16 protein-coding genes and 1 pseudogene are annotated in these 20,558 nt (G+C 61.4%); 7 read left to right on the top strand and 10 right to left on the bottom strand.

The window, feature by feature from the left end:
- On the bottom strand, nt 1–474 hold a 474-nt coding region (locus tag B7L71_RS00260; RefSeq protein ID WP_170919407.1), incomplete at its 3' end, for a PTS sugar transporter subunit IIA.
- A gap of 236 nt (nt 475–710) precedes the next feature.
- On the opposite strand from B7L71_RS00260, the gene cra reads away from it, so the two are divergent.
- On the top strand, nt 711–1,685 hold the full coding sequence (gene cra, locus B7L71_RS00255; protein WP_016914226.1) for a catabolite repressor/activator: 975 nt from the start codon (nt 711–713) through the stop codon (nt 1,683–1,685).
- A 34-nt stretch (nt 1,686–1,719) separates the two neighbouring features.
- On the opposite strand, the gene B7L71_RS00250 is transcribed toward cra, so the two are convergent.
- Both B7L71_RS00250 and pyk read right to left on the bottom strand, forming a co-directional pair.
- On the bottom strand, nt 1,720–2,196 hold the full coding sequence (locus B7L71_RS00250) for a methylglyoxal synthase (RefSeq protein WP_016914225.1): 477 nt from the start codon (nt 2,194–2,196) through the stop codon (nt 1,720–1,722).
- A 22-nt stretch (nt 2,197–2,218) separates the two neighbouring features.
- Nucleotides 2,219–3,688: a pyruvate kinase gene (pyk, locus tag B7L71_RS00245; RefSeq protein WP_081135066.1), complete on the bottom strand. Its 1,470-nt coding sequence runs from the start codon at nt 3,686–3,688 to the stop codon at nt 2,219–2,221.
- 260 nt (nt 3,689–3,948) lie between these two features.
- Between pyk and gap the strand changes: the two genes are divergently transcribed.
- Complete coding sequence (gene gap, locus B7L71_RS00240; RefSeq protein WP_081135063.1) at nt 3,949–4,950, top strand: type I glyceraldehyde-3-phosphate dehydrogenase; 1,002 nt, start codon at nt 3,949–3,951, stop codon at nt 4,948–4,950.
- A 9-nt stretch (nt 4,951–4,959) separates the two neighbouring features.
- Here gap and B7L71_RS00235 read toward each other — a convergent pair whose 3' ends face one another.
- The 6 genes and pseudogenes from B7L71_RS00235 to B7L71_RS00210 form a co-directional block, all read right to left on the bottom strand.
- The gene (locus tag B7L71_RS00235) at nt 4,960–5,991 is read right to left on the bottom strand and encodes a LacI family DNA-binding transcriptional regulator (RefSeq protein WP_081135061.1); all 1,032 of its coding nucleotides are present in this window, start codon (nt 5,989–5,991) and stop codon (nt 4,960–4,962) included.
- Between the two features lie 152 nt (nt 5,992–6,143).
- Entirely contained in the window at nt 6,144–7,250 is a 1,107-nt protein-coding gene (locus B7L71_RS00230) for an ABC transporter ATP-binding protein (RefSeq protein ID WP_081135058.1), read from the bottom strand.
- Between the two features lie 66 nt (nt 7,251–7,316).
- Nucleotides 7,317–8,933, bottom strand: a complete 1,617-nt coding sequence (locus B7L71_RS00225) for an alpha-glucosidase family protein (RefSeq protein WP_016914220.1) — start codon at nt 8,931–8,933, stop codon at nt 7,317–7,319.
- Nucleotides 8,934–8,996: 63 nt separating this feature from the next.
- Entirely contained in the window at nt 8,997–9,839 is an 843-nt protein-coding gene (locus B7L71_RS00220) for a carbohydrate ABC transporter permease (protein ID WP_016914219.1), read from the bottom strand.
- A pseudogene (locus B7L71_RS00215) lies at nt 9,839–10,823 on the bottom strand (carbohydrate ABC transporter permease). Before B7L71_RS00215 ends, B7L71_RS00220 begins: the two are co-directional and overlap by 1 nt.
- Before the next feature lie 14 nt (nt 10,824–10,837).
- On the bottom strand, nt 10,838–12,109 hold the full coding sequence (locus tag B7L71_RS00210) for an ABC transporter substrate-binding protein (RefSeq protein WP_016914217.1): 1,272 nt from the start codon (nt 12,107–12,109) through the stop codon (nt 10,838–10,840).
- 402 nt (nt 12,110–12,511) lie between these two features.
- Here B7L71_RS00210 and B7L71_RS00205 point away from each other — a divergent pair, with 402 nt between their 5' ends.
- The 5 genes from B7L71_RS00205 (at nt 12,512) to B7L71_RS17825 (ending at nt 20,027) form a co-directional block, all read left to right on the top strand.
- The gene (locus B7L71_RS00205; RefSeq protein WP_016914216.1) at nt 12,512–14,047 is read left to right on the top strand and encodes a carbohydrate porin; all 1,536 of its coding nucleotides are present in this window, start codon (nt 12,512–12,514) and stop codon (nt 14,045–14,047) included.
- A 107-nt stretch (nt 14,048–14,154) separates the two neighbouring features.
- Nucleotides 14,155–16,932: an HTH-type transcriptional regulator MalT gene (gene malT, locus B7L71_RS00200; protein WP_249273137.1), complete on the top strand. Its 2,778-nt coding sequence runs from the start codon at nt 14,155–14,157 to the stop codon at nt 16,930–16,932.
- 76 nt (nt 16,933–17,008) lie between these two features.
- Nucleotides 17,009–18,688, top strand: coding sequence for an alpha-amylase family glycosyl hydrolase (locus B7L71_RS00195; protein WP_081135056.1), 1,680 nt, complete (start codon nt 17,009–17,011; stop codon nt 18,686–18,688).
- Nucleotides 18,676–19,791, top strand: coding sequence for a sn-glycerol-3-phosphate ABC transporter ATP-binding protein UgpC (ugpC, locus tag B7L71_RS00190; protein WP_081135054.1), 1,116 nt, complete (start codon nt 18,676–18,678; stop codon nt 19,789–19,791). The genes B7L71_RS00195 and ugpC overlap by 13 nt, the downstream gene beginning before the upstream one ends.
- A 113-nt stretch (nt 19,792–19,904) precedes the next feature.
- Nucleotides 19,905–20,027: a hypothetical protein gene (locus B7L71_RS17825; RefSeq protein ID WP_269473455.1), complete on the top strand. Its 123-nt coding sequence runs from the start codon at nt 19,905–19,907 to the stop codon at nt 20,025–20,027.
- Between the two features lie 86 nt (nt 20,028–20,113).
- Here the strand turns inward: B7L71_RS17825 and B7L71_RS00185 are convergent, their stop codons facing one another.
- Nucleotides 20,114–20,380 carry a DksA/TraR family C4-type zinc finger protein gene (locus tag B7L71_RS00185; RefSeq protein WP_044629374.1) on the bottom strand — a complete coding sequence of 89 codons (267 nt, stop codon included), beginning with the start codon at nt 20,378–20,380 and terminating at the stop codon, nt 20,114–20,116.
- Between the last annotated feature and the right edge of the window lie 178 nt (nt 20,381–20,558).

The raw sequence follows: 20,558 nt of genomic DNA, 5'->3' as shown, positions 1-20,558 counted from the left end.
AGGGAAGTTGACGCACAGGGTGTCGGCGTCCAGCCTGGGAGCCACGGCGGGGCGGGAAAGCAGCCGGGCCACGTCGGTGGCTGAACTGGCGTTGGCCAATTCGCTGGCTACGCCGTCTCGGTCCAGCACGTGGGTCAGTTGGCGCAGAATGTCCAGGTGCTCGTCACTTTGTGCGGCAATGGTGACCAGTACATGCACGGTGTTGCCGTCGTGCCACTGAACCCCTTGGGGGAACTGCAGCACACGAACGCCGGTACGCTTCACCAGATGGCGGCTTTCCGGGGTGCCGTGGGGGATGGCAATGGCGTTGCCCAGATAAGTAGAGGACTGCGCCTCACGGGCATGCAGGCCATCGCGGTACTCGGCCTCCACCAGGCCAGCCTCGGCCAATGCCTTGGCGGCGCTATCGAGTGCAGCTTGCCAATCCTGCGCGTGGCGGTCGAGCAAGATGTCATCAGGGCCGAGGGTCAGCATAGGGTTCTCCTGTAAACGCGGTCAGGTAACGGCAACGTCTGCGATTGACGGCGAATGTGCGCGCATAAAACGTTAGTCGTAGAGCGTTGAGGTTAGCTGGATGAATCGTGTCACCTGTGTATAGTGGCTATGCTGAATCGATTCACTTTTAGACACAAGGCTTGTCTTTTTAGACTTTGGTCTGAAGAGGGTGAAACGGCTGCTAAACTGCTGACTTTATTAGGGGAGAAACCAGCATGACACTTGCCGATATTGCCCGGCTGGCCGGGGTCTCGCGCACCACGGCAAGCTATGTAATCAACGGCCAGGCCGAACAGCGGCGAATCAGTGCCGCCACCATCGAAAAAGTCATGGCGGTGGTGCGCGAGTATCGCTACCACATCGACCCACAGGCCGCTGCCCTGCGCCGTGGCGCAAGCCGTTTGATTGGCTTGATCGTTCCAGATCTCGAAAACATCAGCTACGCCCGGCTGGCCAAGCGGCTGGAGCGGGGCGCCCGCGAGCGGGGCTATCAGCTTTTGCTGGTCAGCTCCGATGATTGTGCCGAGAGCGAGCGGGCGCTGGCGCTGGCGCTACGTGCCCAGCGCTGTGAAGTGCTGATCACCGCCAGCTGTCTGCCGGAAAACGACCCCTTTTATGCCGACCTGGCGGAAGAGGGCTGGAGCGTGGTGGGCGTGGACCGAGGGCTGGCGCCGCATCGCTTTGCCAGTGTGGTCAGCAATGACCAGCAGGCGGCGTATGCGTTGACCCGCTCGGTCATCAGCCCCGCCACGCGCACGGTGGCGTGGCTGGATGCCATGCCCGAGCTATCGGTGAGCCGAGAGCGGCGGGCCGGGTTTCAGCAGGCGCTGGCCGGGCAGAATATCCAGGCGCTGACGTTCAGCGGCGAGCGCTATGAACGCGATGTCGGGGTCGCGCTGGCGCGCCAGGCGTTTGAGAACGGCCCGGTGGATGCGCTGGTCACCGCGTCCTATGCGCTGATGGAGGGTGTCTTCGACGAGCTGCTGGCCAGAGGCGGGCTGTCCGCGTCGCTGCGGCTGGCCACGTTTGGCGATCACCGCTTATTGGATTTCCTGCCTCAGCCGGTCAATTCGGCACTGCAGGATTACGACCGCATTGCCGAGCTGACGCTGCAATGTGCACTGGATGCCATGAACGGGCGTTACCAGCCTGGCCAGCAGGTGGTCGAGCGCCACCTGCGTTCCCGCTAAATATTCTGATGTGAAGCGAATGCCCGGGCGGCGCTCACACCGAGCGCGCCTGGGCCCAGGCGTTGGCATCGGGAATGGCCATCTCGTAGTGCTCCCCCAGGTAAGGGGAGGAGAGTAGAAAATCGGCGCTGGCGGCGTTGCAGGCCACCGGCACGTTCCACAGGGCGGCTAGGCGCAGCAGGGCCTTGACGTCCGGGTCGTGGGGTTGGGGAGCGAAGGGGTCCCAGAAGAAGATCAGAATATCGAGCTGCTGCTCGGCAATTCGGGCACCAATTTGCTGGTCGCCGCCCAGCGGTCCGCTCATCAGCCCCTCCACTTGCAGACCCAGGGCGGCGGAGAGGCGGCTCGACGTCGTGCCGGTGCCCACCAGGGTGTGCTGGCTGAGCGTGTCCTTCCAGCGCTCCGCCCACGCCAGCATCTCCGTTTTCTTGCCGTCGTGGGCAATCAGCGCAATGCGCTTGCGCGCGGGCAGCGTACGTACGGCCTGGCGGGGTGGGCGGGCATCGGTCATGTCGGGCTCTCCAGAGCAAGGATTAGTCGGCGTCAACGGCCAGCACTTTCATTGTGTTGGTGCCGCCATGGGCGTTCATGTGGTCGCCTCGGGTAAGAATGACATGCTCGCCCGGGCGTGCCAATCCGTGGGTCTTGAGCAGTTTGATGGCTTCTGCATTGACCTGGTCTGCGGCCATCTGGCTGGTATCGAACGGCAGCGAGACCACACCGCGATAGAGCGCCATGCGGCGCTGGGCAATCGGGCTATGGGCCAGGCCGACGATCGGCAAGCCAGAGCGGATGCGTGACGCGATCAACGGGGTGTAGCCGGTGGAGGTCATGCAGGCGATGGCGCGCACGCCCGTCAGGTGGTTGGCGGCGTACATGGCCGACAGGGCGATGGTTTCATCGATGCGCTCGAAACCCTCGTGAATCCGGTGCCCGGACGCCTGGGCCACCCGTTCCCGCTCGGCGCCCAGGCAGACGCGGTTCATGGCTTCAATGGTTTCGACCGGGTAGTCGCCTGCGGCGGTCTCCGCCGACAGCATCACTGCATCGGTGGCATCCAGCACGGCATTGGCCACGTCGAATACCTCGGCGCGGGTGGGCAGCGGTGACTCGATCATCGACTCCATCATCTGGGTGGCGGTGATCACGGCGCGGTTCAGCGTGCGGGCGTGCTTGATGATGCGTTTTTGTGTGCCGATCAGCGCTTCGTCGCCAATTTCCACACCCAGACTCCCCCCCGGGGCGACCATGACCGCTTCGGAGGCCACGATGATGCCGTCCAGGGTTGCGTCGTCCGCCACGGCTTCGGCACGCTCCAGCTTGGCCACCAGGCCGATCTCCTTGCCTGCTTCTCCCAGCAGGGTGCGGGCTTCCTGCATGTCCGCCGCGCTGCGGGGAAACGACACGGCCAGGTAATCGACGCCAATCTCGATGGCGGTCTGCAGGTCCTGTTTGTCCTTGTCGGTCAGCGCCGGGGCGGAAAGGCCGCCGCCCTGCTTGTTGATGCCCTTGTTGTTGGAAAGCTTGCCACCCACGTGTACCCGGGTGTGCACTTCCTGCCCGCTAATCGAGGTGACGTCCAGCACCACGCGGCCGTCGTCGAGCAGCAGCCTGTCGCCCGGGTGCACGTCCTCGATCAGCGCCTTGTAATCGCAGCCAACTCGCTCGGTGGTGCCTTGCTGGGCATCCAGCGTCATGTCGAGTACGAAGGGCTGGCCGACCTCCAGCTGCACGGACCCTTCGATAAAGCGCGAGATGCGAATCTTGGGCCCTTGCAGGTCGCCCAGCGCTGCCACGCTGCGGCCCAGGCGTTGGGCAATCTCGCGCACGTCGTTGAGCCGACGACGATGGTCATCTGCCGAACCGTGGGAGAAGTTGAGGCGCACCACATCCACGCCCGCCTTGAGCATGGCCTCCAGCACGCCGGGGCGATCACTGGCCGGGCCTAGCGTGGCCACGATTTTGGTACGACGAAGCGGCGAAGAGGGCGCTGGGGTGGTCATGGGGCAGACTCCTGAATAGGTAGGGGCAACGCTCAAAACAGCTAGCCGTGGAGCGTTGCCGCGCAGGCCGATGAATCGGTCATTAAGTATTGGACTACGATAGCCTTTATATAGTAATTTTACTACATATTGGATAGTTATTAGCCTTTTGGGGCGGTTATGGCAGGTTTTAATCGGCCTTCAGGTGATTAAAGACGTATTTTTAGTAATTTTTTTACTGAATACGCCATCGACGACCACTGCTTGATAGAGGTGCTACCATGACAATAAGAGTTGCCATTAACGGATTTGGACGGATCGGCCGTAACGTGCTGCGCGCACTGTATGAGAACGGCTACCGTGACCGCGTTCAGGTGGTTGCCATCAACGACCTGGGTGACCCTTCATTGAATTCCCACCTGCTGCGCCACGACACGGTGCACGGCCATTTTCCCTTCACGGTAGAGCACGACGCCGAGAGCATCACCGTGGACGGCGACCGAATCGCCATTTCCTCCGAGCGTGACCCGGCCAATCTGCCCTGGTCAGCCCTGAACGTGGACCTGGTGATGGAGTGTACTGGCCTGTTCACCAAGCGTGACGCGGCGGCCAAACACCTTGCCGCCGGTGCCCAGCGGGTGCTGATCTCGGCGCCCAGCCCGGATGCCGATGCCACCGTGGTCTACGGCGTCAACGACGACGTGCTCACCGCCGAGCACAAGGTCGTTTCCAACGCTTCATGCACCACCAACTGCCTGGCCCCCGTGGCGAAGGCGTTGAACGATGCCGTGGGCATCGAGAACGGTCTGATGACCACCGTGCACGCGTACACCAACGACCAGAACCTGTCGGATGTCTATCACTCGGACCCGTACCGGGCGCGCAGTGCCACGCACTCGATGATTCCCACCAGGACCGGTGCGGCTCAGGCGGTTGGTCTGGTGCTGCCGGAGCTGGCGGGCAAATTCGATGGCCTGGCCGTGCGAGTGCCCGTGATCAACGTGTCACTGGTCGACCTGACGTTCACCGCCGGGCGTGACACGACCAAAGAAGAGATCAACGCCATCGTCGAGAAAGCCGCTGCAGGCTCTGCGGTGCTGGATGTCAATGCTCAGCCGCTGGTGTCGATTGACTTCAATCACAACGCCCACTCGTCGATTTTCGATGCCAATCACACCCGTGTGAATGGGCGTTTGGTGAAGATCATGGCCTGGTACGACAACGAATGGGGCTTCTCCAACCGTATGCTGGATACCGCTATCGCCATGCAGAAAACCGCCTGATCAGGCGTCTCAAGGGCAGGTGTCGCCCAGCAACAGCTCGGTCTTGAGCAGCTGCTGGGCCTTGGGGATGCGACCCAGAATCATGCTGGCGGCTACACGCCCCTTGCCAGTGCTATCCTGGCGCACCGTGGTCAGTCGCGGTGCCCGGTACTGCCCTTCGGCAATCCCATCGAACCCAGTGATGCGCAGCGTGTCAGGCACGCTGATATCGCGTTGCTCGGCCAGTGTCAGCGCTGTCAGCGCGATGCGATCAGACATGCACAGCAGCAGGTCAGGGCGTTGGCTGGCGGGTTGATCGAGTATCTCGGTGAGTACCGGGGCGCACACGTCGTAGACATTTTCCTCGATATTCCATAACGGGACCGTGTCGGTATCGAAGCCGTGTTCGGCAAGCGCAGCGTGAAAGCCTGCCAGCCGCGCGCGGCTGATGGTGCTGCTGTCGGGCAGCAGCGTATGCGCAGCGGTCACCCGTCCATTGCAGTGCTCTTTGGTTAGCCGCAAATTGATGATGGCAGGGCGTTCGGGCCGTTGCTTCAGGGCGTGCATGGCCATGGCGTAGCTGGCGTCACGGTCGTCGATATGCACCGTAGGGTAACCGTCGATGTCGAAATCCACTGAAACCAGCGGCCGCTGGGTGGGCAACTCATCGATCATCTTGCCATTGGGCATCAGCCCGTAGACGATGAAGCCATCGGCAATGTTGGCGGAATTGGGTAGCTGTGACGCGTGTCCGCGACCCGGCAGCAGCAGCAGGGTATGCCCGTGGGCATCGAGCACCTCTGCCACGCCGGAGAGAAACTCGCTGGCCACGGCATCGTTGAGGCTGTAGGTCAGGCTCTCGGCCAGGATCACCGCCACGATGCTGGAGCGTCCGGTGCGCAGGCTGCGTGCCTTGGCATCGGGGCCGTTGTAACCCAGCCGCTTGGCTTCGCGCAGGATGCGTTCGCGCAGCAAGGGGGAGAGCTGGTCCGGGCGATTGAAGGCATTGGAGATCGTCGCGGTGGAAACGCCAAGTTCCAGCGCCAGGTCTTTTAGGGTCATTCGACGGGAAACGGTCACGGTGCTTCCTGAGCAGGTTAAGTAGGACGCAGGCTAATTATTCGAGTGTTGCACAGGATAGCGGCCCTGAGGGGGCCAAGACTACCCTTCATTGAAGGGCGCTTGGGTCAGGGCCGAAGAGGGCGATCTGGGGTTCAGGCCGCCGAACGTTTGGCCGACAGCGTCAGTGCGCTGCCGCTTTCATCGAACAGGTGTACATGCGCCTGATCGGGCACCAGCGACACTTGCTGACCCTCCTGCCATTGGCTGGGGGCCTCGCTGCGATGAATCAGCAGCGTACTGCCTTCCTTAGGCTCCAGGTAGACATACACCTCGTTACCCAGATACTCGACATTGACGATGTCGAAGCAGTTGTCGCCTTGCGGGGCTTCCAGGCGCAGGTGCTCGGGGCGTACTCCCAGCGTCAAGGCAGTGCCGGGCGAGTAGCTTTCTGCCGATTGTGGCAGCGCCAGTTCGCCAATGCCCGTGGCCTTGACTCGGCAGCCGTCGGTGGAGCCGCTGGTCAACTGGGCTGGCAGGAAGTTCATGGTGGGCGAGCCAATGAAGCCTGCCACGAATTTGGTGGCCGGGCGCTGGTAGAGTTCGTGGGGGCTGCCCACTTGCTCCACATGGCCACGGTTGAGGACCACGATCTTGTCGGCCAGGGTCATGGCTTCCACCTGGTCATGGGTGACGTAGATCATGGTGGAGCCCAGCCGGTTGTGCAGGCGGGCGATTTCGTTGCGCATCTGCACCCGCAACGAGGCATCCAGGTTGGAGAGCGGCTCGTCGAACAGCAGTATGCGCGGCTCACGGGCCATGGCGCGGCCCATGGCCACCCGCTGGCGCTGGCCCCCCGAAAGCGCCTTGGGCTTGCGGTGCAGCAGCTCTTCGAGCTGAAGGATTTTGGCGGTGGTCATGACCCGCTCGTGTACCGTCTCCTTGGCGGTCTTGGCCAACTTCAGGCCAAATGCCATGTTGTCGTAGACGGTCATGTGGGGGTAAAGGGCGTAGGACTGAAACACCATGCCCACCCCGCGCTCCCGTGGCGGCAGGTCGTTGACCACCGTGCCACCAATGTTCAGGTCGCCGTCGGTGATCGACTCGAGCCCGGCGATCAGGCGCAGCAGGGTGGACTTGCCACAGCCAGAGGGGCCAACGAACACGACGAATTCACCGTCACCAATCGCCAGATCCACATCCTTGATGATGTGGTCACGTCCAAAGACCTTGTTGACCTTTTCAAGCGTAACACTTGCCATGGTAACTCCTTGCCGACCTCGACCCGCGATCGGGTCGGCTATCATTATTAAAGGTAACGGTGGCGGTCAGGCAACCTGCATGAAGGCAGCCTGGTACGCCGGTAGCGTCAGCGCGCTGCCGTCCCGGGTGGCGGTGAAGTTGGCCACGGCCAGGTCACTGGTCACTTCGACGGGCAGCGAAGCGTGCCGGGTCTGGCCGGTCAGGTTGAAGACACACAGCAGCGTTTCGTCGCCTTTTTGCCGGGTAAAGCCCAGCAGATCGTCGCCGACGTCCACGAGGTTCAGGTCACCATCGAACAGCGCGGGGTGCTGGCGCCGGAAGGCCAGCAGGGCGCGTACGCTATTGAGCGTGGCGTTGGGGTCATACTGCTGGCGGCTCACCGATAAGGCCAGATGGCGGGGCTCCATGGGTAGCCACGGCTCGACTGCCGAGAAGCCGCCCTGTTCGCCATCGTTCCAGGGCATCGGCGTGCGGCAGCCGTCGCGGCCCTTGAACTCGGGCCACAGCACTTTGCCATAGGGGTCTTGAATGCGCTCGAAGGGCACGTCGGCTTCCGGCAGGCCCAGCTCTTCGCCCTGGTAAAGGCACACGCTGCCGCGTAGCGAAAACAGCATGGCCAGCATGACTTTGGGGTAAGCGTGCGGGTCCTCTTCGGAGCCCCAGCGAGTGGCGCTGCGCACTACGTCGTGGTTGGAGGTGGCCCAGCAGGGCCAGGCGTCTCCCGCCAAGCGCTGGAAGCGCTCGATGACTTCGCGCAGGTAGCTCGCCGAATGGGGCATGTTGAGCAGGTCGAAGGTGTAAGCCATGTGCAGCTTGTCACCTCCGGCGGTGTACTCGGCCATGCGTTCCAGAGGGTTGTCGTCGCCGATTTCGCCCACCGTCGTGGTACCGGGGTACTCATCCATCAAGGCGCGCAGGTCCTGCAGGAAGCCCAGGTTCTCCGGGCGGCTGAGGTCGTAGACGTGGCGCTGCCAGGTGTAGGGGTTGGCTTCCGGGGCGCCCAGGGTTTTGGCTTCGCCTTTGGGCACCGGCGGGTTGTCCCGCAGCTCGGCATCGTGGAAGTAGAAATTGACCGTGTCCAGACGGAACCCATCGACGCCCAGATCGAGCCAGAAGCGCATGTTGTCCAGCTGCGCCTGACGCGCTTCCGGGTTGTGGAAATTGACGTCCGGCTGGCTGGTCAGGAAGTTGTGCAGGTAGTACTGCTGGCGGCGGGAGTCGAAGGTCCAGGCCGGGCCGCCAAAAATCGACAGCCAGTTGTTGGGTGGCGTGCCATCGGGCTTGGGGTCCGCCCAGACGAACCAGTCCGCCTTGGGGTTGGTGCGATCCTGACGGCTCTCCTTGAACCAGGGGTGCTGATCCGAGGTGTGGCTGATCACCTGATCGATCATCACCTTCAAGCCCAGCGAGTGGGCCTTGGCCAGCAGCGCCTTGAAGTCGTCCAGGGTGCCGAACATCGGGTCCACGTCGCGGTAGTCGCTGACATCGTAGCCAAAGTCGAGCATCGGCGAGGTAAAGAAGGGCGAGAGCCAGATGCCGTCCACGTTGAGCGATGCCACGTAGTCCAGCTTCTCGGTGATGCCGTTCAGGTCACCCACGCCGTCGCCACGGCTATCCAGAAAGCTGCGCGGGTAGATTTGATAAATAACGCCGCCGCGCCACCACATCGTATTGTCTTGCATACCATCGTTCCTTAAAACGGTTGCTGAGAGTCATCAGCGAATTCATTGAGAGTGTCTATCGGGTCAGCCTTTCACCGCGCCAGCCGTCAGGCCAGACACAATGCGGCGCTGGAAGATGATCACCAAAATCACTAGTGGCACGGTCACCACCACGGACGCGGCCATGATCGGCCCCCAGGGCAATTCATAAGCACTGCCGCCCGAGAGCAGGGCGATGGCCACAGGCACCGTGCGCTGGGCATCGGTGAGTGTGAAGGTCAGCGCGAACAGGAACTCGTTCCAGGCGGCAATGAAGGCCAGCAGTCCGGTGGTGGCCATGGCGGGCCACATCAACGGTAAAAACACTTTGGTGATGGTGACCCAGGGGGTGGCACCATCCATGATCGCGGCCTCTTCCAGCTCCATGGGCAGCTGCTTCATGAACGTGGTCAGCACCCAGACGGTGAACGGCAGGGTGAAGATGGTGTAGCTGAGAATCAGGCCCGCCGGGTTGTTGTAAAGGTTCAGCGCGCGAATGACCTCGAAGAGCCCCGACAACACCGCCACCTGGGGGAACATGGAGACCCCGAGGATCACCAGCAGCACCGTGGAGCGACCGCGAAAACGTACCCGCCCAAGCGCATAGGACGCGGTAATGCCCAGCAGCAGCGCAATGAACACCACGCTGAACGCGACAATGATCGAGTTGAAGATGGCGCGCAGGAAGCTGGTCTGGCTGAAGATTTGAACGTAGTTGTTCAGGTTCCAGTTGGAGGGCCACAGTTCCACGCGAAACAGGTCGCTGGAGGGTTTGAGCGAGGTGATCACCGCGTAGTAGAACGGGAAGACCGCGTACACCATGATGAGCGCAATCAGCGCCCAGAAGCCGACGCGTTTGGCTATTTTAGCTAGCTGACGAGTGGTCATCAGTCACCTCCTAGTTGGATCTTGTTGCGGCCCAGATAGAGGTAGGCAATGGTGGCCAGCGCAATGATCAGGAACAGCAGCGTGGAGGCCGCGCTGCCGTAACCGACATCCTGAAACTCGACCAGCTGCTGGCGGGCGTAGACCGACATCGACATCGTGCTGGTGGAGTTGGAGGTCAGTACGTAAATCACGTCGAACACGCGCAGCGCATCCAGCAGGCGGAAGATCACCGCCACCATCAGCGCGGGTGTGATCAGTGGCAGCGTGACCTTGAAGAACACGCGTACCGGATGAATGCCGTCCACTTCGGCGGCTTCGTAGCAATCCTTGGGCAGCATCTGCAGCGCGGCCAGTACCAGCAGCGCAACAAAGGGAATGGTTTTCCATACGTCCACCATGATGACCGCCCACATGGAGTAGGTGGCGCTGGCGGTCCAGGCGATGGGGTTGTCGATGATGCCGACGGCCATCAACATATGATTGATGATGCCGAACTGGTCGTTGAGCATCCATGCCCACATCTGGGCAGAGACGATGGTCGGGATGGCCCAGGGGATCAGCACCGCGGCCCGGACGATCACCCGGCCCTTGAATTCGGCATTCAGGATTAGCGCCACGATGACGCCGAAGATGACTTCCAGTGACACGGATACCACCGAGAAGTAGACCGTGTTCCAGACCGAGCGCCACCAGATGGGGTCGGCCAGTACGCCGAACCAACGACCATCCTCATAGACCAGATAGTTTTCGAAACCGATCAGGTTGGCCGCACCCAGGTCCGATAGCGACGCATCGGTAAAGCTCAAAAAGAACGTAGCGCAGGAGCGGCCAGCCAGCCACCAGGGTCAGAGCGATCAGCATGGGGGCCAGGAACAGCCAGGCCGCCTTGACCCGTTGACGGCGCACCTTGGTGCCGCGCTGGCGCCTTGGGGGCGCTATGGAACGCGCCCCGGAGGGCGCGTCGTGGTGAGAAGTGCTCGGCATGGGAGTCTCCGCAATTACCAGTTACGACGCTTCAGGCGCAGCAGTTCGCCTTCCAGATCGGCAACGCCCTGGGCGCCATCCTTGCTGCCGGAAAGCACGTCATGAGTGGTGCTGAAAAAGGCGTTGCTGACGCGGCCATAGGCATCACCGGTAGGCGCAGACGGACGCGCGACGGCATTGGTGAACGTGTCGTAGAGCGTGCCGAAGAAGGGCACCGCTTCCAGCACTTCCTCGTCCTGGTAGAGCGCATCCAGGGTGGGGTTGTAGGACGCCTGAATGGCGCGGCGCTTCTGCTCTTCCTCGCCGGTCAGGAAGGCCACCAGATCAGCGGCCAGTTCGGGGTTGTCGCTATAGCGAGAGACCGCCAGGTTCCAGCCGCCCAGGCCCGCAGCACTTTGCCCTTCATCACCACCGGCCGGCAGCTGGACCACTCCCACCTTGCCGCGTACGTCGCTGTCATCGCTTTGGGCCAGCGCCCAGGCGTAGGGCCAGTTGCGCATGAACACCGCGTTACCGCCCTGGAAAACCCCGCGGGCTTCCTCTTCGGTGTAGTTCAACACGCCTTCCGGGGCGATATCGCCCACCCAGGAGGCAGCCAGATCGAGAGCCTCTGCGGCGCGCTCGTTGTTGATGGTCACTTCGCCGTCGTTATCGACCACGGTGCCGCCACCAAAGCTGGCAACCCACTCGAGTGCGTTGACGGTCAGCCCTTCATAAGCGCGCCCCTGGAACACGAAGCCCTGCATGCGGCTGTTGCCTTCGTCACGTTCGGCCGCTTGAATCTCGCGGGCCGTTTCGGTGAGTGCCTGCCAGGTGGTCGGAACGTCATGACCGTGCTTTTCCAGCAGGTCTTCCCGGTAGTAAAGCACGCCTGCATCGGTAAACCAGGGCATGGCGACCAGCCGGTCATCGATGGTGTTGTTGACCACGATCGTTTCGAAGTGGCCTTCGGCTGCGTCGTCACCCAATACCTCGCGAAGATCGAGCAGGTGGTTGGCCAGCAGGCCGGGCCACACCACGTCGATCTGCATGACGTCGATATCACTGGAGTTGGCCGAGAGAATCTGCTGGTAGAGTGACAGGCGCTCGGTAGATGAGTTGGGCGTAGAGACGACGTCTACCCGATGGCCGGTTTTTTCTTCCCAGGCGCGAACACCCTCCTGGCACAGGGTCAGCTCTGCACCCACGGCTCCGCAGGAGATGGTCAGGTCGGCGGCCTGGACCGCACCGCTGGCGCTGGCAAGGCTGGCCAGGGCAATCGCAGATGAAAGAAGCGTCTTTTTCATAACGGTATTCCTCGACGTTTATTGTTATGGGAGTGAAGTCACAAGGCGCTGACAGCGCCAACTTAAACGATTAAGTTGAGGTGCCAGTTAGCCGTCTGTCGGCATGAAGTTCAATAGCGACTTTTGTCTAACTCCGTGCTGGGTGTTTTTTCCAAGGCTAAATAGCAGGTTAGACATTGGTCGATAATTAGCAAAAGCATGTTGGTTTACTAACACTTAATCGATTAAGTTTTAGTGGTTGTTGCTTGCTGGCTCGAAACACGAGTTGCTTTGCAACATTCAAGGGAAAGTACGTCAAGGGAAAGTCAGTGCCTGGAGCAGGCAATACGATCAAAACAATAGCGCTTTAAAAACAATCGTTTTTCAAGAGCCTCGCGTTTAAAAACAATAGGATTTAATACAATGCACAAGACAGCGTTCAAGACGCCGTTGGCCATTGCGGTGGCGGCTGCCAGCCTGGGCATGAGCGGTTTGGCCAGTGCCAACCTGTCCCTCGAAGAGCGTTTTGCTGAGCTGGAGGCGCGCATCGCGGCGGCCGAACAGCGCGCAGACGCCGCAGAGCGCCGCGCCGATCTGGCCGAGCAGGGAGCCACGCCACCGCCTTCCAGCGCCCCAGCGGCCGCCACCACCGATGCCGACCTCGAAGAGCGCTTGGCACGAGTAGAGCGCCAGGCCAGCGGTGAAGAGGGCTTCTCGTTCAACGTTTACGCCCGCTCTGGCCTGCTGCTGGGCGAAGATCGCAAGAGCATCGATGGCGGCCCCTACGTGACCCCAGCTGGTAACCTGGGCGGTGCCGTGGGTCGTCTGGGCAACGAGCCCGATACCTACACCGAAGCCATTCTCAACTACCGCATGCAGTTCGATAACGGCGCCCGCGCCCGTTACACCACCATGCTGGCCGCTGGCACCAACTCCAGCAACGATTGGGTTGGCGACGATACCAACCTCAACGTCCGTCAGGCCTATGCCGAGTTCAGCGACCTGCCCAGCTTCACCGGGGCCTTCGAAAATGCCTCCATCTGGGCGGGTAAGCGCTTCGACCGGGATAACTTCGATATCCACTGGCTGGACAGCGACGTCGTGTTCCTGGCCGGTACCGGTGGCGGTATCTACGATATTCAACTGGCCGATAACTGGAAGTCCAACTTCTCGCTGTATGGCCGTAGCTTCAGTGACTTTGACGTCATCAACCGCGAAAACCCCGGCCTGGACGGTGAAGGCAGCAACACCGACAACCTGATTCTGACCTCCAACAACTACTTCGGTAACTGGCAGGTCATGGCGAACGTGATGTCGGCCGCCGACAACGACGAGCGCGACATCGGCGTAGGCCAGACCGCCGCCGACAGCGGCTGGCACACCATGGTGGCGTATCACGGCGACAGCTTCTTCGGCCTGGGCGAGGGTAACTTCAAAGCGGCGCTGCTGCACGGCCAGGGGCTAGGGGCGGAAGTGAAAGGGCTGGGCAGCAATGGCGACCTGACCGACGACGCCACGGCGACTCGCCTGGCGGTCTACGGCACCACCTACATTGCCCCGCAGTGGCGCATTGCGCCCTCGATTCTGGCAGAGGTCAGCGACGACCGGTTTGCCGATGGCGACAGCTACTCCTGGGCCACGCTGAACGTGCGTCTGGCCAACGAGATTACCCAGAACTTCGAGATGCAGTACGAAGGTAGCTACCAGTACATGGATCTGGACCCCAATGGCTTCAATGGCCGCAATGCCGTCAGCGGCAATTTCGGCAAGCTGACCATTGCGCCCACTTTCAAGCCGGATGTCGGTGGCTTCTGGAAGCGTCCTGAAATTCGTCTGTTCGCCTCCTATACTGACTGGGATGCCGAGCTGAACGGCTACACGATGGAAGACTCGTTTGGCAACGATGGCTTTACCGGTGGCCAGTGGAGCTTTGGCGTGCAGAGCGAAATCTGGTTCTAACCCATCGCACCATGCCTGGCAGGTTTCCTTACCTGTTTCACCAATGCCGATTGCCCGCGCTCCGTCGCGGGCTTTTTGCTCGTTAAACTCGACCCAGGGAGGCACCGATGCTGCTGCTCAAGGAAAAACTGAAGGCGCCGCCGCTACCTCCCTGTACGGTGGCGCGGCCGCGTTTGAACGACCACTTCGCGTTGAACGAGCAGGTGCGCCTGCTGGTGGTTCAGGCGCCACCGGGCTATGGCAAGACCACGCTGCTGGCCGAGCGGCTGCCCGTCCTGGAGCAGCAGGCAAGCTGGCTGCGGCTGGACGAGCAGGATAATCAGACGCACCGCTTTCTGGCCTACTGGCAGGCGGCCATGGACACCCTGTTGGCCCCTTTGGTCACGCTGACGCCGGGGGATGACAGCGAATGCATTGCCCACATGGAGCGCTGGTTGACGGAGCTACCCGAACAGCACACGCCTTGCCGACTGGTCGTGGATGGCTTCGAGCATCTTGCCAACCCCGAGATTCTCACCGCGCTGGCCCACTGGCTGCGCCATCAGCCGCCCTGGCTGACCTTGACCCTGGCCAGCCGGTCACGCCCGGCACTGGGACTTGCCAGCCTGCGGCTGCGCGGTGAGCTGGAAGAGATCGACCTGCACAGCCTGGCATTCGACAGTGAAGAGGCGCATACCCTGTGCGCCGAACAGCTGAGTTTTCCGCCTACCCGAGTGAGCCTGGAGCGCGCGCTACGCTTGAGCGGAGGGTGGGCCATGGCGCTCAACTGGCTGGTCGAGCGCACCACCACCCGAGCAGGTTTCGATGCCTTGCTGGAACGGCTAAGCGGCGCGCATCCCGATTTCGTCGCCTGGTTCGACGAACTGCTGACCACTACCTTGCCGAGCGAGGAGCGTGAACTGCTGCTTCAGCTGGGAGTGCTGGAGCGGTTCTCTCCCGAGCTGATGGCGCGGCTATTGGAAGGGGAGCGGTTGACGCAGCGGCTGGAGGCCTTCGAGCAGGCCGGGCTGTTCATCGAACGGCCCGATCCGCATTCCCAGTGGTATCGCTTTCATCGCCTGTTTGGCGACTACCTGCACCACCGCCGCCATGAGCTGAGCCTGGCCACCCAGCGCACGCTGCATCAGCGGGCCAGCCAGGCCTGGCTGGCGCTCGATGACCCGGTCATGGCGCTGCGCCAGGCCATTCTGGCGGAAACGCCCGATGATGTGGCCAGCCTACTGGTTTCTCAAGGGCCTGCACTGCTTGCCAGTGGGGCCTACGCGCTGCTGGCTCAAGGCCTCGGGCTACTAGGAGAGCCGCAAATCTCGACACGCCCGGAGCTGGCGCTGCTTTACGGCTGGGTATCCCACGCCCAGTTTCAGTTTGATATCACCGCACGGGTGATTAGCTGGATCGAAGCGCAGCTGGAGGTGTCCGAGTGGCAGGTGTTGGGTGCGGAGTTTGCCACCCTGCGTGCCCAGTTAGCGATCAATCAAGGCAACGCCGAGCGTGCCGCTCCGCTCGCCGAACAGGCGCTGGCCGTGCCCGCCCGCTATTTAGCCTCCACACCGCTGACCGCGACCGCCATTTTGAGCGAGGCGCGCTTTGTGCTGGGCTATCTGGATGAGTCGCTGCAGCGGGTGCGCGAGGTGGAGCGTCTGGCACGTCAGCGTGAGGATCATCAGCTGCTGCTGTGGTCGTTCTGCCATCAGTCGGAAACGCTGGTGGCTCAAGGGCGCTTGCAGGCTGCCTACGATATTCAAGAACGCGCCTTTGCCCACCTGGAGCGAGCAGAGCTTGAGCACCTGCCCGTGGCGGAATTTCTCTACCGGATTCGCAGCCAGGTGCTCTGGGAGTGGCACCGCCTGGATGAAGCCGAGCAGGCCGCGCTGAAAGGCATTGCCGTGCTGGATAACCAGGGCGAGCGATGGACGCTGCAGTGCCATATTCAACTGGCCAAAATTGCCCAGAGCCGTGGCGATCAGGCTCAGTGCGCCGACCATATCCGGCGGCTGCGTAAAATCCTGGCCGAAGGCGATTACCATATCGACTGGGTCGCTAACGCCCACGCCACGCTGCTGGCCTGGTGGCACTCCACGCAAGATCTCGACGCGGTGGAGCGCTGGCGCCAAGAAGCGCCCGCTCCCGTTACCGAAGGGGCCACCAACCACTTTGCCCAATGCAACGTACGTAATCACGCCCGGGCACTTACGCTGCTGGGCCGCTTTGATGAGGCCCGTACGCTGTTAGAGGCGCTAGAAGCGCACACCCAAAGGTTAGGGCTAGTCACCGATGCCAATCGCAACCAGCTCTGCCTCGCGGCCGCGGCGTGGTATGCAGGCAGCGAGGAGCAGGCCCGCCACCACATGCATCAAGCGCTCAGCTTGGCTTCCCGTACCGCGCTGGTAGGCAGTTTTCTGCGCTTGGGGAAACCGCTTGGGGAACTGCTCAACGGCTTACTCGCCAGCGGCACGATAGCGGCTTTAGAGCAGGCGAGGGCAGAACGGTTGTTGGCGCTGGCGGGCCAACAGAAGGATTTCGGCTGCGCCCGACGCTTAATGCTAGATGAAACGGTCATCGCGGATATTGTCGCGAGGCCCGACGTGCCAGAGCTGATCCGCACCTCGCCGCTGACCCGCCGCGAATGGCAAATCCTGGGGCTGATTCACGCCGGGCTCTCCAACGAACAGATTGCCGAGCAGCTCTCGGTAGCACCGACCACCATCAAAAACCCATATCCGCAGCCTCTACCAAAAGCAGAATATCCGCCGCCGGGACGAGGCCATTGCCCTGGCCGGACAGCTCTTGGCGCATATCCAGGGGGAGTAAGGCGCCGCGTTACCACTCCTCCCCGCACCTACGCCTGCACTCCCCCGGGGGGAGGATTTTATCCCTTGGCGTAGCCTGCATCATGCCGACTATGGGTAATTACTCGGTTGTTAATAAAACCGTCGGCAATAACAAGGATAAGGACTCACCATGATGCAGACACCTTCTACTTCTCACTACGTTGGCAGCCAGGGGGCCGACTGGTGGCGCGGCGCGGTGATTTACCAAATCTACCCGCGCAGCTTTATGGATAGTAACGGCGACGGCATTGGCGATTTGAAAGGGGTGATCGACAAGCTCGACTACATCGCTTCATTAAACGTCGATGCGATTTGGCTCTCGCCATTTTTTACTTCGCCGATGAAAGATTTCGGCTACGACATCAGCAACTACCGCGATGTTGACCCGATGTTCGGCACGCTGGAAGACTTCGACCGCCTGGTCGAAGCGGCCCACGCGCGGGGGCTGAAGGTGACGATTGATCAGGTGATGTCTCACTCTTCCGACCAGCACGCTTGGTTTGAGGAGAGCCGCCAAAGCCGCGATAACCCCAAAGCCGACTGGTACGTATGGGCCGACCCCAAGCCCGACGGCGCGCCGCCTACCAACTGGCAGTCAGTATTTGGTGGCAGCGCGTGGCAGTGGGATACCCGCCGCTGCCAGTACTATCTGCATAACTTCCTGGCCAGCCAGCCGGACCTTAACTTCCGCACCCCTGCGGTAGTCGACGCCATGCTGGAAGAGGTGCGCTTCTGGTTGGAGCGCGGCGTGGATGGCTTCCGGCTGGATGCGGTGAATTTCTGCACCCACGGCGAGTTAAAAGACAACCCGCCGCGCCAGGAAATTATCGAGAGCTTCCTGGGCGTTCGCCCTGATAACCCCTACGGCTATCAGCTCCACCAATACGACAAAACCCAGCCGGAAAATCTGCTGTTTCTGGAGCGGCTGCGGGCGCTGCTGGATGAGTACCCCGGCACCACCAGCGTGGGCGAAGTGGGCGACGATGACGCGCTCGGCGTGATGGCGGAGTACTCCCAGGGCGGCAAGCGGCTGCACATGTGCTACTCGTTCAACCTGCTGACCGATAAAGCCGACCCCGGCTATTTGCACGAAACGCTTACTGAAATGGAAGCGCGCATTGGCGATGGCTGGCCCTGCTGGGCGTTGGGAAATCACGACGTAACGCGGCTAGCAACTCGCTGGCAGGCCCAGGGGCAGCTCGATAAGCTGCGTCTGTACATGGTGTTCTTGCTCAGCCAGCGGGGCAGCGTATGCCTCTGTCAGGGCGAAGAGCTGGGGCTACCCGAGGCGGAGCTGACGTTCGAGCAGCTTGTCGATCCGGCGGGCATCACCTTCTGGCCTGCCTATAAAGGCCGCGATGGCTGCCGCACCCCGCACCCCTGGCAGGCGGACGCCCGCCATGCGGGCTTTAGCAGCGCTACTCCCTGGCTGCCGGTGCCCGATTCCCACGCAAGTTTGGCGGTGGACCAGCAAGAGCAGGATGCTGATTCGCTGCTCAATGCCTACCGCGCGTTTTTAGCCTTCCGCCGCACCCAGCCCGCGCTGGTCAAAGGCGACGTGCGCTATCACCCGGTACGCGACGAGGTGCTTTGCTTAGAGCGCACCTATCAGCAAACGCGCTTGTTGGTAGCACTCAACTTTAGCGATCAAACCGTGACCCGCCCGGCTCCCGAGGGTGCTGAAGCGCTGGGGGATGCGCCTAAGTGGCTAAACGGCGAGTGGCAGGCCGGTACGCTGACGCTGCCGCCGTTTGGCGTGGCAATTGCCCGCTGCCCACAGGCTCAGGAGGACGCATCATGGGACGTTTGACCCTTAGCGGCATCGGCAAGTCGTTTGACGGCGTCGAAATCTCCCGGGATATCGACCTCACCATCGAAGACGGCGAGTTCGTGGTGTTCGTGGGCCCCTCCGGCTGCGGTAAATCCACGCTGCTACGCATGATTGCGGGTCTGGAAGACATTACCGCAGGAGATATGCAGCTGGATGGCCAGCGGATCAACGAGATCCCGCCCCAGGAGCGGGACATCGGCATGGTGTTCCAATCCTACGCGCTCTACCCGCATATGAGCGTGGCCGAGAACATGGCGTTTGGCTTGAAGCTGGCACGCACCGACAAAGCAGAAATTCGCCGCCGCGTGGAGCACGCCGCCGAGATGCTGCACCTCACCGAGCTTCTGGAGCGCAAGCCCAAGGATCTCTCCGGCGGCCAGCGCCAGCGGGTCGCCATTGGCCGCACCCTGGTCAAAGAGCCTGCAGTGTTCCTATTCGACGAGCCGCTTTCCAATTTGGATGCCGCACTGCGAGTCGATATGCGGGTACAGATCGCCGCGCTGCACAAGCGCTTAAACGCCACCATGATCTACGTCACCCACGATCAGGTCGAGGCGATGACCCTGGCGGATCGTATCGTGCTGCTCTCCAAGGGGCGTATTGCCCAGGTAGGCGCGCCGCTGTCGCTGTATCACTTTCCCAATACCCTTGAGGTGGCGGAGTTTATCGGCTCGCCGCGTATCAATACGCTGCCGGTGACGGTGGTCTACCCCGGCGAGCGCCAAACCGTGGTGCGCCTGCACAGCGGTGAAACGCTGGCGGTGGCGGTGAGCGGTCATCAGCTTCAGGCCGGTGAACATGCCACGCTGGGGCTGCGGGCCGAAGACTTCGTGCCGGCGGAGCAAGCGGATGCAACGCTGAGCGCGACCCTGATGGTGGCCGAAAAGCTGGGCTATGAAACTCTGGCCCACTGGCAGGTAGAGGGCATTGAAGCGCCTTTAACCCAACGCCTGGATGGTTTAACCCGGCTTGAAGAAGGGCAAGCGTCACAACTGGGGTTGGCAGGGCAGCGCTGCCATCTGTTTGACTCCAACGGCAACGCCTGCCCTCGCCAAGTCACGGTGGACGGGGTAAGCCGATAATTTTTTAAATAATTAATTTTTTTTAAAAAGAGTGCATCCAATCGGTCTCCTTGTGTGTATCCCCTATACAGCCGCTATTTAAAGCGGTTGATACAAAACCCAAGGAGACTGAAATGACCATCCAGCATACTCTCGCCGCTATCTTGATTGCATCCTTCAGTCACGTCGCGCTGGCTGACATGACGCCCGCCGACGTCAAAGTACCGGACGGCAACACCGTCGCTCTCGAATGCTGATTCGCCCAGCGATTCGCCTTCACCGCTATGTCTATTTCAAGCAGTTGCCGGACACCGACCAGGACGCGTAGACATACAGCCCCATCTCAACGCAGTTGGCTATCCTTACTGCCCCGACGATTGTAGCCACTATAAGCCGACTGCTTTTTGTCCAATTCACCTTGACACACCACACAGAGTCGAACGCCAGGAATAGCCTTGCGGCGTGCTTCGGGAATGGGGTCGCCACACTCCTCACAAAACTCAAGACTTTCGCCGCGGGGTAATTGGCTACGCGCACGCTGCACCGCATCCTCCAGCGTGCTCTCCATCTGCTCGTGTTCAGCGCCATCTTTCGCCCATCCACCCGCCATCATCGCGCTCCTCGCTTCAGCCATGAACAATCTTTCAACATAGCAGTAACGAGAAGAACGCACCATCAGTCCAAAAACCTAACTCCTTGGGCCGCCAATGGGCTTCTTAGCATGAACGATCACGGCAGTAGTTACGACTGTAGTGCTAAAGATTACCTAACCCTTGACGTCCTCCCCG

Source organism: Halomonas sp. BC2 (assembly GCF_002078115.1).
In the GTDB taxonomy this organism is placed as follows: Bacteria; Pseudomonadota; Gammaproteobacteria; order Pseudomonadales; family Halomonadaceae; genus Vreelandella; species Vreelandella stevensii.
The sequence above is the reverse complement of the archived record's forward strand: the minus strand, read 5'-3'. Positions and strand labels throughout refer to the sequence as shown.

What these genes read in the sequence shown, in the direction of transcription:
- B7L71_RS00250 (WP_016914225.1), bottom strand. Translation starts at nt 2,196, where the DNA reads ATGACCGATGCCCGCCCACCCCGCCAGGCCGTACGTACGCTGCCCGCG.
- B7L71_RS00210 (WP_016914217.1), bottom strand. Translation starts at nt 12,109, where the DNA reads ATGAAAAAGACGCTTCTTTCATCTGCGATTGCCCTGGCCAGCCTTGCC.
- B7L71_RS00225 (WP_016914220.1), bottom strand. Translation starts at nt 8,933, where the DNA reads ATGCAAGACAATACGATGTGGTGGCGCGGCGGCGTTATTTATCAAATC.
- cra (WP_016914226.1), top strand. Translation starts at nt 711, where the DNA reads ATGACACTTGCCGATATTGCCCGGCTGGCCGGGGTCTCGCGCACCACG.
- B7L71_RS00185 (WP_044629374.1), bottom strand. Translation starts at nt 20,380, where the DNA reads ATGGCGGGTGGATGGGCGAAAGATGGCGCTGAACACGAGCAGATGGAG.
- B7L71_RS00230 (WP_081135058.1), bottom strand. Translation starts at nt 7,250, where the DNA reads ATGGCAAGTGTTACGCTTGAAAAGGTCAACAAGGTCTTTGGACGTGAC.
- malT (WP_249273137.1), top strand. Translation starts at nt 14,155, where the DNA reads ATGCTGCTGCTCAAGGAAAAACTGAAGGCGCCGCCGCTACCTCCCTGT.
- pyk (WP_081135066.1), bottom strand. Translation starts at nt 3,688, where the DNA reads ATGACCACCCCAGCGCCCTCTTCGCCGCTTCGTCGTACCAAAATCGTG.
- ugpC (WP_081135054.1), top strand. Translation starts at nt 18,676, where the DNA reads ATGGGACGTTTGACCCTTAGCGGCATCGGCAAGTCGTTTGACGGCGTC.
- B7L71_RS00220 (WP_016914219.1), bottom strand. Translation starts at nt 9,839, where the DNA reads ATGACCACTCGTCAGCTAGCTAAAATAGCCAAACGCGTCGGCTTCTGG.
- B7L71_RS00205 (WP_016914216.1), top strand. Translation starts at nt 12,512, where the DNA reads ATGCACAAGACAGCGTTCAAGACGCCGTTGGCCATTGCGGTGGCGGCT.
- B7L71_RS00195 (WP_081135056.1), top strand. Translation starts at nt 17,009, where the DNA reads ATGATGCAGACACCTTCTACTTCTCACTACGTTGGCAGCCAGGGGGCC.
- B7L71_RS00235 (WP_081135061.1), bottom strand. Translation starts at nt 5,991, where the DNA reads ATGACCCTAAAAGACCTGGCGCTGGAACTTGGCGTTTCCACCGCGACG.
- gap (WP_081135063.1), top strand. Translation starts at nt 3,949, where the DNA reads ATGACAATAAGAGTTGCCATTAACGGATTTGGACGGATCGGCCGTAAC.
- B7L71_RS17825 (WP_269473455.1), top strand. Translation starts at nt 19,905, where the DNA reads ATGACCATCCAGCATACTCTCGCCGCTATCTTGATTGCATCCTTCAGT.